11 protein-coding genes are annotated in these 11,738 nt (G+C 42.1%); 5 read left to right on the top strand and 6 right to left on the bottom strand.

Translation table 11 applies throughout. The annotated features are described in order from the left end of the window. Window positions 1-127: 127 nt before the first annotated feature. Window positions 128-679 (bottom strand): ribosomal protein S18-alanine N-acetyltransferase, encoded by a 552-nt coding sequence (gene rimI / locus U2718_RS18440; RefSeq protein ID WP_342000101.1) that lies wholly within the window; start codon window positions 677-679, stop codon window positions 128-130. Between the two features lie 244 nt (window positions 680-923). Here rimI and lysA point away from each other — a divergent pair, with 244 nt between their 5' ends. From lysA to U2718_RS18420, 4 genes are all read left to right on the top strand, one after another. Next, entirely contained in the window at window positions 924-2,321 is a 1,398-nt protein-coding gene (gene lysA / locus U2718_RS18435; RefSeq protein ID WP_342000099.1) for a diaminopimelate decarboxylase, read from the top strand. A 359-nt stretch (window positions 2,322-2,680) separates the two neighbouring features. Continuing rightward, window positions 2,681-3,604: a diadenylate cyclase CdaA gene (gene cdaA, locus U2718_RS18430; protein ID WP_342000098.1), complete on the top strand. Its 924-nt coding sequence runs from the start codon at window positions 2,681-2,683 to the stop codon at window positions 3,602-3,604. Beyond that, window positions 3,601-4,350, top strand: coding sequence for an isoprenyl transferase (locus U2718_RS18425; protein WP_342000096.1), 750 nt, complete (start codon window positions 3,601-3,603; stop codon window positions 4,348-4,350). Before cdaA ends, U2718_RS18425 begins: the two co-directional genes overlap by 4 nt. Beyond that, entirely contained in the window at window positions 4,308-4,523 is a 216-nt protein-coding gene (locus tag U2718_RS18420) for a hypothetical protein (RefSeq protein WP_342000257.1), read from the top strand. Before U2718_RS18425 ends, U2718_RS18420 begins: the two co-directional genes overlap by 43 nt. Window positions 4,524-4,537: 14 nt before the next feature. On the opposite strand, the gene U2718_RS18415 is transcribed toward U2718_RS18420, so the two are convergent. The 4 genes from U2718_RS18415 to dnaK all read right to left on the bottom strand — a co-directional run bounded on the left by U2718_RS18415 (window position 4,538) and on the right by dnaK (window position 9,210). Further along, window positions 4,538-4,810, bottom strand: a complete 273-nt coding sequence (locus U2718_RS18415) for a DUF3143 domain-containing protein (RefSeq protein ID WP_342000093.1) — start codon at window positions 4,808-4,810, stop codon at window positions 4,538-4,540. A gap of 224 nt (window positions 4,811-5,034) precedes the next feature. Further along, window positions 5,035-5,595, bottom strand: a complete 561-nt coding sequence (locus U2718_RS18410) for a J domain-containing protein (RefSeq protein ID WP_342000253.1) — start codon at window positions 5,593-5,595, stop codon at window positions 5,035-5,037. A gap of 138 nt (window positions 5,596-5,733) precedes the next feature. After that, complete coding sequence (locus tag U2718_RS18405) at window positions 5,734-6,726, bottom strand: J domain-containing protein (protein WP_342000091.1); 993 nt, start codon at window positions 6,724-6,726, stop codon at window positions 5,734-5,736. Between the two features lie 354 nt (window positions 6,727-7,080). Beyond that, window positions 7,081-9,210: a molecular chaperone DnaK gene (gene dnaK / locus U2718_RS18400; RefSeq protein ID WP_342000089.1), complete on the bottom strand. Its 2,130-nt coding sequence runs from the start codon at window positions 9,208-9,210 to the stop codon at window positions 7,081-7,083. A gap of 115 nt (window positions 9,211-9,325) precedes the next feature. On the opposite strand from dnaK, the gene U2718_RS18395 reads away from it, so the two are divergent. Next, a complete protein-coding gene (locus U2718_RS18395; RefSeq protein ID WP_342000087.1) occupies window positions 9,326-10,171 on the top strand; it encodes a M28 family peptidase in 846 nt (281 codons plus the stop codon). A 165-nt stretch (window positions 10,172-10,336) separates the two neighbouring features. On the opposite strand, the gene U2718_RS18390 is transcribed toward U2718_RS18395, so the two are convergent. Next, entirely contained in the window at window positions 10,337-11,245 is a 909-nt protein-coding gene (locus U2718_RS18390) for a bestrophin family protein (protein WP_342000085.1), read from the bottom strand. Window positions 11,246-11,738: the final 493 nt, after the last annotated feature.

Here is an 11,738-nt window from a genome sequence, read left to right as displayed (position 1 = left end):
GTTAAACACTCAAGTATTGAAATAATCGCTCAATACTTGCAGGATTTTATTCACAGTTTATAAGTTAATAGTAACTAATTCCTATTGACTATTATCGGTGATTTAGGCACGGTTAATTGCATCTCTACTAAAGATTGGCTAAATCCCAACAAAAGTTTTTGAGGCGATCGCTAATCAGGGCGTGTGAGTAGTGCAAAGTCTCTTGAAATTCTGGAGATTGCAAGCCTCCTAGCCACAGAATCAGCGCATCTTCATCGTTATCTTTATAGTAACGTCGCCGTCGTCCAGCAGTTTTGAAACCGAATTTCTGATAGAGAGAGATAGCAGCTTGGTTAGAAACTCTGACTTCGAGGGTTGCTCGCTCGCTCCCGCGCTCACAAGCAGTTTTGAGCAGAAAATACAGCATAGCCTGCCCCAAAGCTTGACCTTGGTATTGGGGTTGAACTGCCAAAATTGTAATGTGGGCTTCCTCTAAAATTGACCAAAAACAGCCCATAGCTAGCAATTTCTGCGGAAATAAAGGCGAAAACAAACCGAGTAGAATGCTATTGGGGCTGTCTAACTCTCTTTGATATGCTTCCAATGTCCAAAGACCACCAAAACAGGCTTTGTCCAGTTCCATTACAGCACTTAAATCTGCTGTTGTTAAGGATTTCAGTTCTAATTTGAATTTGCTCACACTTTTTGGTTAAGTCAACAGAATCGAAGAAAGGTGTAAGGGTTTAAGGAAATAATGAGGAATAAGGGGATAAAGGTTTAAAGGGTAAGAAAGATGAATTACCTATACCCCTACACCCGCAAACCCCTACACCCCTATTCAGTGCCGAAAGGCGGGGGCGAAAAAGCACGTTATTCGGTAAACTGGGAATCACGAGACCCGCTTAAGCCTGTAAGTAAAATAACAAGGACAACTCTTAATAGTTATGGTATCGACTCAGCCTGCTGGAGTTCAACTTTCTGGTCGTCAGTATTTATCGCCAACAAGCACTAACAAAGTAAATCTTTCACCCAATCAAGGACTTTTACCGCTGAGTGCCAAAATCAATCATCAAGATCACCTAGAAATAGGTGGTTGTGATGTAACGACTTTAGTGCAAAAGTTTGGTTCACCGTTATATATTTTGGATGAAGAAACCCTGCGAACTGCTTGCCGTCAGTATCGTGAAAGTTTCCAGCGTTACTATCAGGGTGAAGCTCAGGTACTATATGCTTCTAAAGCATGGAGTTGTTTAGCAGTTTGCGCGATCGCACAATCGGAAGGTTTGGGAATTGATGTAGCATCAGGAGGCGAACTTTATACTGCTCTGTGTGCAGGTGTGAGTTCTGATAAAATTTACCTCCACGGTAACAATAAATCTCGTGAAGAACTGCGTTACGCGATTGAATCTGGCATTACGATTATGGCGGATAATTGGCGTGATTTGCAGCAAAGTGTAGAGTTAGCACAAGGGCAACAACCCGTCCGTATTATGTTGCGGCTTACACCGGGAATAGATTGCCACACTCATGAATACATTCGTACAGGACATTTAGATAATAAGTTTGGTTTTGACCCAGGTGATTTAGATGAGGTGTTTGCTTTTGTAAGTAAGCAACAAACTCTCAATTGCATAGGAGTACACGCTCATATCGGTTCCCAGATTTTTGAGCGTCAACCGCATCAGGATTTGGCGGTGCTGATGGTGCAGTGGTTGACTAAAGCTGCTACCTACGGTTTAAATCTGACCCATTTAAATGTCGGCGGTGGTTTGGGAGTTAGGTATATAGAATCGGACGACCCACCCAGCATTGAAGAATGGGTAAAGCCGATTTGTGAGGTGATTCAAGCAGCTTGTAAAGAAGAAAATTTACCTTTGCCGAAATTACTGTGTGAACCAGGGCGATCGCTAATTGCTAATGCCTGCGTCACAGCTTACACTATCGGCTCATCCAAAGAAATACCCGATATTCGCACCTACGTTGCCGTTGATGGGGGTATGTCTGATAACCCCCGTCCAATTACTTATCAATCAGTGTATCGTGCAGTGGTTGCCAATCAGATGTCAACTCCTTGTACAGAAACAGTCACTATTGCTGGAAAACATTGTGAATCTGGGGACGTCTTGATTAAAAATGCCCAGTTGCCCAAAACGAAACCTGGAGATATTCTCGTAGTCATGGCAACTGGTGCTTACAATTACAGTATGGCATCTAACTACAATCGTCTGTCCCGACCGGCAGCTGTTGTAGTGGCGAATGGCGAAGCAAATTTAATTTTGCAACGCGAAACTTATGAAGATTTAATTCGACAAGATTGCCTACCAGAAAGACTAAAGAGTTAGTCATTAGCTCAGTAGCCATTAGCAAGTAGCGCTTTAGTAAGCCAGTACTCTTGGAGGGAAGACAGTTTTCCCTCTGAGCAACTATCGTAGACACGGAGTGATTTCTGTAAAGTAAGGGTTTTCCTGCCAGTTTCACCTAGCACACGCCCTTAGCATCTACAACGGGGAAGACCCCGACGTACTTGGCTCAGTTTCTAGACGTCCTGAAGATGCCTGCGAGGGGATCTTTAAATTAGGAGAGATGGGCTTTGCACAAGAGTGGCGAGTGGCGTTCCTTCTCAAAACTATTGACTATTGACTGTCAATTGTTGACTATTGACTTACTTTAATTTAGAGGCAGAAGGTTTAGTCCAGATGTCATGAGAAATTTATGGAGGCAATGGCTGATAAACCAAGGTTGGTCTCGGCCTTTGCTGCTTGAGGCTCTGGATATTATTTTGGTACTGGCGCTAACGTACATGATACTAGTGATTATCAGTGAGCGCCGGACACTTTGGATGGTGCGAGGATTTATCATCTTGATGCTGGCATCAGCAATCAGTGGCAAATTGCAACTGCAACTGCTAAATTTTGTGCTGGAAAAGTTGGTGATTGGCTGTGCTGTGGCAATGGCGGTTGCTCTTCAGTCAGAATTTCGCCGATTTTTAGAACAACTAGGACGTGGAGAGTTTCGGCAGTTGTTTCAACCATCCCGTCTGGCAGTTCCCAAATCTGATAGTGTAATTGATGAAATTGTTGAAGCAGTTAAAGAACTATCAAAAAATCGGATTGGTGCCTTATTAATTTTGGAAACATCCGGCCCGATTGATGAGCGGGATTTTTCCGTGCCAGGAGTAAAGCTAAACGCTGAAGTATCCAAAGAACTGATCCAGACAATTTTTCAACCAAAAACTCTTTTACACGACGGTGCTACATTGATACGAGGTTCGCGGATTGTGGCATCTGGTATAATTTTACCGCTTTCAGGACGTACAGCCTCGCGTCAGTTGGGAACACGCCACCGGGCGGCGATGGGAATAACTGAACGAGTCGAGAATTGCATTTGTGTCGTTGTATCTGAAGAAACAGGTTCTATTTCTTTAGCAGAAAGAGGAACCCTCAATAGACCGCTGACGATCACAAAGCTCAAAGAGTCTCTGGAAGCTCGATTTTCGCCAACTGTAGATCGGGAAGCAGTTGCTCCTGGTTTACTCAGTTTGGGTCGTCAGATTCGCAGTCAGGCATTAGCACTGGTTTCACGTTTACTCAGACTACCATCGACCGCTTCGCGAGACAAAAAATGACAGCACAACAAACTCAACTGGAATATTTGCCCCCTGATTTAAAACGAGAACTTCTGCCTAAGCACGTAGCGGTGATTATGGATGGCAACGGTCGATGGGCAAAGCGTCAAGGATTGCCACGAATCATGGGTCATAAACGGGGAGTAGATGCTTTGAAAGATTTGCTCCGTTGTTGTAAAGATTGGGGAATAGAAGCATTAACTGCTTATGCTTTTTCGACCGAAAATTGGGGAAGACCCCAAGAAGAAGTAGATTTCTTGATGACTCTATTCCAGCGAGTTTTGCGTCAAGAATTGCGGGAAATGGTCGAAGAGAATGTGCAAATTCAGTTTGTCGGAAATTTAAGTAGTTTGCCACGGGCGCTACAAGCAGAAATTTCCCGTTCGGTAGAAGAAACTAGAAATAATCGTAGTATCAGGTTTACGGTAGCTACGAATTATGGGGGTAGACAGGAAATAGTCCAAGCTTGTCGGGCGATCGCTTTAGAAGTACAGCAAGGATTACTCCAGCCAGACGAAATTGATGAGGCAACTTTTGAACGCCACCTATATACCACGGGAATTTCTGATCCAGATTTGCTAATTCGTACCAGTGGAGAAATGCGAATCTCTAATTTTTTACTCTGGCAAATAGCCTATTCAGAAATTTATATCACCGATACTCTCTGGCCTGATTTTGATCGCAGTGAATTTCACCGTGCATTGTGTGCTTATCAACAGCGAGAACGGCGGTTTGGGAAAGTTTAGATTTGGGGCTGGGGATTGGGGATTGGGAAGAAGAGGACAAGGTGACACGGGGAGGTGGGGGCAAGGAGAAAGGTTTTCCCGTTGTCTCCCCACGCCAGTCGCCCCAAGTCGGGAAACCCGCCCACGGCGCTGGCTCCTCTCCCCCTCCCCCCCCTCGTCTTGCTAGTCCCTAGTCCCTAGTCCCTAATTACGGCCCAGAAAACACCGCTTGTTCAATATCTTGCCGACTTAGAGAATATTTAAATGCTCTTTGGATATCTTGCCCATTCTCACCAGCACTAATATATCTGACTATAATTTGTTCAACATCAAGTAAAAGTTCAGCTTTCCATTTAGGTCGCTGTACGCGCCAGCAATGTAATTGATTTTCATCTTGTTGACAGCCTTGTTCTTTCAGCCATTGCTCTATATAAGGAAGTGGATGGTTGTATAACGGTGTATCAGCAGAAGGAAGCGACATAAGTAAAGTCAAAAGTAAACTTTTGTTAAGTATTATTTTTAAATTTTAATTTTTAAATAGTTATTAGTCATTAGTCATTGGTCATTTGTTAGTAGGGGAGGCAGCGCGTTGCTGGGGTTGTCCCGGTTGTAGCGACTGCCGTGCGGGTTTCATTGATTATTTTTCGGTTAAAACCGACAATTTCTCTTTTAAATCCGCCCGTACAGTAGTTAGGGGTTGGTTGTCTATTGCTTTCCCTGTCCGCTTGTCCTCGTGTCCCACTCTTGTTGAGAAACAGAAGGTTGAGAAAGCTTGTTCTTTTGTGGCTGTACAATCACAGGAGTTGGTTCGACTAGCTGGGTTTGGAAAGCGGCTTCACCACGAGTTAAGCCAATGGCGATCGCAAGCAATAAGCAACCTAAAAAAGTCAAGCCTAAAATAAACAAAGCAAAAATTTCACCTGCCGAGAGGGGGCGATCGCTGGCGTCAAGATAAGCTGATTTAGACCAATCATAAGAATAAGAAACAGGATGGTTTAAATCGGGGGGTGGTTGAATTACTCCAAAGCGAGAATAGCCTATTTTCAAGTCGTAGCTTAAGCGTCGTTCGGGATTGCTCAACGTGGCGTAGGCTTCGTTGAGTTGCTGAAATTTAACGGTGGCAATAGTGGTAGGCAAACTTGTGGTGTCTGGATGATAACGTTTGCTCAATTCCCGATAAGCGCGACGGATTTCGATTGGCGATGCTCCGGGATGCAGTCCTAGCAGGGTGTAATAGGTGGATGTGGATTCACTGCTTTGTGGCATTGCCCCGTTCTGATTCACGGTTGTCTTGTTCACCTAGCGACAAACTTTATCTCTCTAATCTCTCATATTTTAAACCCACTAAGCTTTAGAGAACAGGGAATAGGGGACAGGAGACAGGGGAGTTTGACATTAAGCTATTTATGAAAATAAATCAGCACGGGGTTTAAATGTTTCAAGCTGCCGGATTTTTTCGTACAGTTCCCTTTCCTGTTGAGTAATATTTTTGGGAGTAACTATTTGAATTTCTACTAATTGATCGCCGCGTTTACCTTTGTCAGTTGGGTAGCCTTTGCCAACGAGGCGAAGTTTTTGCCCAGATCTCACTCCGGGGGGAATTGTCATTTTTACCAACCCATCTAGCGTTGGCGCTTCTACTTGCCCTCCCAATACTGCTTCACTGGGAGTAATTGGGACTTGGCATTGAACATCGGTGCCTTCTATTTTAAATATAGGGTGAGGTTCGACAGTAATTTTTAAGTATAAATCGCCACCATTAATGCCTTGATTTCGTAGTCGGATGGTTTGGTCTGTTACCATTCCTGGGGGCATACTTACTTCTAGCGATCGCCCATCTTCTAAGCGAATTCTCTCCAATCCACCTTGATAAGCTTTTTCCAGGGGTAGGGATAATCTCGCCTCGATATCCCGACGGGAGGGGCGTTGGCTGGGCGAATATGAAACTTTTGTTCTAGGTGTACGAAATGGATCGGCGGTAGTAGTATTACTAGAATTAGCAGTACCGTTTCTGCTCGCTTTGACACCGATAACTTCATTTATAAAAGTAGTAAAATCAGCATAGTTACCAGGATTTACATCCTGTGTAGCGCGACCGTTAGAACGATTATCTCCTCCCCAAGGTTTTGCCCGTTGCCCTTGTTTGCCAATAAAGCCTTGTTGGTTCCAGTAACGGCTAAATTCGTCGTATTTGACTCGCTTCTCTGGATCAGAAAGGATTTCATAAGCCTCACCGATATCCTTAAATTTTTCCTCTGCGGCTTTATTTCCTGGGTTCAAATCTGGATGATACTGTCGTGCTAAACGCCGATAACTCTTTTTAATTTCTTCATTTGTGGCTTCTTTGGATACTCCCAAAATTTCGTAGTAATCGCGAAAATTACGCAAATTTTGCATAAGTCAGTCGTTTAACTTTAGATTTTAGATTTGATATTTTTTGAAGATATATTTTGTCGGTTGTTATTTGTTAGTTGTTTTCAGTACTGAATATGGAAGATGATTTATTCCGATATTTCTTTTACAATCAGCAACTAACCAAGTTCACGAGTATGCGCGGGTTTAGAAGATAAATTGTCTGTTTTAGCCCAAAGCTCATCAGCAAAACCCGCCCTCTACTAATTAATAACTTTTTTCTTATGCCCCAATTACTAATAACTACAGCTACATTTTGAATCTATATTCATGGTTTTTTTCAAAAGTATATATATTTATTTTGACAGTGAAAGGACGGGAAGGCACCCGCCCTCCACTTTAGAGCCAATCATCGTCGTCATCCCAATTATCTTGGTAGCTGGGACGATTTTTGCGTGAATAACCACCGTCTTCGTAGGGGGAACGACTGTCTCTGCCATAGCCTCTATCTCTGTCGTAGTCTCTGCCATAGCTTCTATCATTGTTTTTGCCATAGCCTCTATCTCTGTCGTAGTCTCTGCCATAGCTTTTGTCATAGCCTCTATCGTAGTAATCGCGATCGCGAAATGTGTCTCTGGCAGACTCACGTTCTTTATCTCCACCAGTGAAGATGTCTTTAATTGCGCCAAACAAGTCATCGTCTTCCTCTTCAGCATAATACTGGCGGACTTCCCGGCTAAGATCAGATAAAGCATCTTGCAGATCGGCGTATGCTTGGTCAATGCCGCGATCATCATTTTGCTGTAAACTTTCGCGTAGTTCTCGGCAGATATTATCAATTTGTTGACGTCGAGTGCGGGCAAATCCCATGCCAAATTCTAGCGCGACTTCTCTAAGCTGTCTTTCGGCTTGTAAAATCAAAGCTTCAGAGCGAGTGCGCTTTTCTATTTTTTCTTTACGTTGTCTGTCTACATCCGCATACTTCTGGGCATCCCGAATCGCCTGCTGAATTTCTCCCTCACTTAAGGTAGAAGCTCCTTGAATCGTGATGCTTTGCTCTCTGCCTGTAGTTCTATCTAGAGCCGTTACCTGTAAAATTCCGTTGGCATCTATATCAAAAGATACTTGTATTTGCGGTATACCACGAGGAGCGGGGGGAATACCATACAATTTAAATCGCCCCAAAGATTTATTATCTGCTGCCATTTCCCGTTCGCCCTGAATGATGTGAATTTCTACGGTATTTTGGTTATTTTCTGATGTCGAGAAAATATCAGAACGGCGAACAGGGATTGTGGTGTTACGGGGGATAAGTACTTTTCTCACGCCACCAATGGTTTCTAATCCTAAAGAAAGAGGCGTAACATCTAGCAGCAAGACATCTTTCATTTCACCTGCGAGAATGCCTGCTTGAATGGCTGCACCTACCGCTACAACTTCATCGGGATTGACATTTTGGTTAGGTTCTCTGCCAATCATTGCTCGTACTAGTTGTTGTACCATTGGCATACGTGTAGAACCACCTACCAAGACAACTTCATCAATATCAGCGGGAGTCAGGCTAGCGTCTTTTAACGCCCGTTTTACTGGTATGCGCAATCGCCCTAACAAGTCATCGCACAGCCCTTCAAACTGAGAACGAGTCAAGCGAGTTTCGAGGTGTACAGGCCCTTCTTCTGTAGCTGCAATAAAGGGTAAATTAATATCAGTAACGCTAACTGAAGAAAGTTCAATTTTTGCCTTTTCGGCAGCTTCCATTAGCCGCTGTAAAGATTGTCGCTCGCGTCTTAAATCTACTCCTTCTTGTTCTAAAAATTGTTCTGCTAACCAATCGACAATTTTTTTATCAAATTCATTTCCACCCAGTTGGGTATCGCCGCTGGTTGATTTAACTTCAAACACACCATCGCCGACATCCAAAATAGAAACGTCAAAAGTACCACCACCCAAATCAAATACCAAGATGGTTTGGCTATCAGAGCGATCTAAACCATAAGCCAAAGATGCGGCAGTTGGTTCGTTGAGAATCCGCAACACTTCTAACCCTGCAATTCTGCCAGCATCCCGCGTTGCTTGTCGCTGAGAGTCATTAAAATAAGCAGGAACGGTGAGTACTGCCCCTGTGACTGGTTCACCTAGATATTTACTGGCATCTTCTGCTAATTTCTTCAGAACCATTGCCGAAATTTCTTCGGGGGCGAACTCTTTATTCAAGCGGGGACATACTATTTTAATATTGCCTATTTCATCTTTACGAATGGTATAAGGTATTCGCTTGGATTCTAGACTAAGTTCGCCATACTTGCGCCCAATAAAGCGTTTGACTGCAAAAAAAGTATTTTGGGGGTTAAGCACAGTCTGCCGCCGCGCCATTTGCCCGACTAAGCGTTCGCCGTCTTTGCTAAAGCCAACTACGGAGGGAGTTGTGCGCATACCTTCTGCATTGGCAATCACCACCGGCTTGCCTCCCTCCATGACGGCGACTACAGAGTTAGTTGTACCCAAGTCGATGCCGACTACCTTGCCCATGCGTTGCTGTTCTCCTGGCGTGTCTTATAAATTATTTGTTTAGAACTAATGCTTGATTTATTGTATCTTGCACTTGATAAATACACGGTGAACCAATGTTAGCTGTTAGAATATTGTGAATTTAAAAACGCAACTGGAAACTCATCTTACTCAAATAGCTCGCGATCGCGATCCATATCTGGCAAGTGGTGGACATTTCTTTGTCCAAGAATACATTCGCGCTTCATTTGCACAATGGGGGAGTGTGGATATCCACACCTTCTATGTAGGTGCTAAAGCTTGTAAAAATCTCATTTTAAATTTACCTGCTGCTGAGTCGCAAAAGGAAGATTTGCCATTAATTTTAATTGGCGCTCATTATGATGCTGTACCAGGAACACCGGGTGCTGATGATAATGCCACTGGTGTGTCAGTGTTGCTGGAATTAGCAAGAATGTTTGCTATAGAACCAATCAGATTTCCAATCCGACTGGTGGCTTTCGATATGGAAGAATATGGATTGTTGGGTAGTACCGAATATGTAACTAAGTTACGGCAAGAACAACAAGCGTTACGTTTAATGATTTCACTCGAAATGTTGGGTTATTGCGATTCTACTCCTGGTTCCCAAAATTACCCGCCTCCTTTAAAACATATTTACCCTGATCGTGGTAATTTTATCGGTTTAATTGGCAATTGGCGAACATTAAGGGATTTAATTTCTATTAGTCGCAGCATTCGCAAAGCCGGCGTACCAAGTCAGTGGCTACCAGTACCAAATAAAGGACATATAGTCCCTCAAACACGACAAAGTGATCATGCGCCGTTTTGGGATGCGGGTTACCCAGTGATAATGGTGACAGATACAGCATTTATGCGCAATCCACACTATCACAAACCTAGTGATACGATTACAACTTTGGATTTAGATTTTCTGACTAATGTTTGTCAGGGTTTAGGAACTGGAATTAGGCGGTTGTAAGAATAGGTAGCTAAGTTATGTGCATCTACGCTAAATCATCGCTTTTTGTGTGTGCGACGCATTGTGTATTGATTAGCTACAATCATCTTATAAATTCGTTGGTAGGTTTTGTCTCAGGAAGTTTGAGAAATTCAGCTAATGTGAGGGGTTTAATTGGTGTTTGCATTAGTTCTGTGATTCTCGATGTGATCGCGTAGTAGGGCTTAGGCTCATTAAATCATCAATGTTACGTTTCATTGTATTGCAAATAGTATCTAGGGGTAAATCATTAGCATCGTAACCAAAGGGGTTTTCTATTTCTAAGCCAATGGCTTCAATTCCAAATAAAGTAAAACTAATTAAAGCCACAATTACACCTGTCCACCAACCAAGTTCTTCTACAATTTGAAAAGGTAACAATAAACAATAAATTAATAATAGTTGCTTTAAATGTATCGCATAAGCGAGTGGTATGGGTGTTTTTAAAATGCGTTCACAAATACCTAAATTATCTACCAATAAATTTAATAACTCTCGCATTGATGTTAATTGATAACTATTGAGACAATTACGGTTGTACTGATGTTGTAAGTAATCATCAATCCAAAAAGCCACCTCCAATGGTGGATTATTCATCATTTTTAATTTGATATATTTAGAGTATTGCATTAAGTCTTCTAATTCTGGATTGACAGATTCGCTACGTAAATGTAATTTAGTTGCTACAGCAAATGCCACTAATAGGTTTAATGCTGCAATTTTATCTTTTTTATCTTCTGAAGATATTTCTTCAATTGATACCCAAATTTGTCGTGCTAAATTCCGAACAGTGTTGATAATACTACCCCAACTTTTCCTGCCTTCCCAAAAGCGTTCATAAGCTGTATTTGTACGAAATACAAGTAATAATCCCAAAACAATGCTAGGAATTACAGTTCCCAAAATTGGTTGGGAAACAGGAATTTCAAAATAGTATAGTAAAGAAACCAAAACACCAAAAAAACCGCATCCAATTACGCGTTTATAAATTGCCGTGATCACTGAACCTTTCAGTTGAAAGGCTGTTCGCCACCACATTAATTTTTCAGTTGCCATTCTATTATTAAAAGTAATATTAAGGTATTTAATAGTCAGAAACAATTTACTAGTTTACAAGAAGTTAACCAAATCCTTGTAGAGACGAAAAATGTAAGGTGGCATGCGAAAAGAAGTGCAGTGTGGTGAACTAGTCCGCTAAATGGTATTGGGCAGCTAATTCTTGAATAATGGAGGGGTAGCAAATAGTAGAAATTTAGATGCGATCGCTAAATGAGTACGTAGATATATGAGTAACATATATTACCTTGACTAAATGTGAGCAATTTTCTCTGCCAAGTTAGTTATCTAGTTGCAGCTACGTTTATCTATCCAAACAAACAGGTTTACCTTTTTTTTTCAAGGTTTTCGGCAATAGTTTTGTACGCTGTTGTACTAAAATCGATACTTATTACTAATTGGAATGTATACAAGTGCTGACTGGAAACAATATGACATGAAATACTGGATTTTACTTAAATATTACACTCTGACAAGCTACTGAGTTAGAAAT

Origin of the sequence: Chlorogloeopsis sp. ULAP02 (assembly GCF_038404745.2) — a bacterium.
Taxonomy (GTDB): Bacteria; Cyanobacteriota; Cyanobacteriia; order Cyanobacteriales; family Nostocaceae; genus Chlorogloeopsis.
The sequence above is the reverse complement of the archived record's forward strand: the minus strand, read 5'-3'. Positions and strand labels throughout refer to the sequence as shown.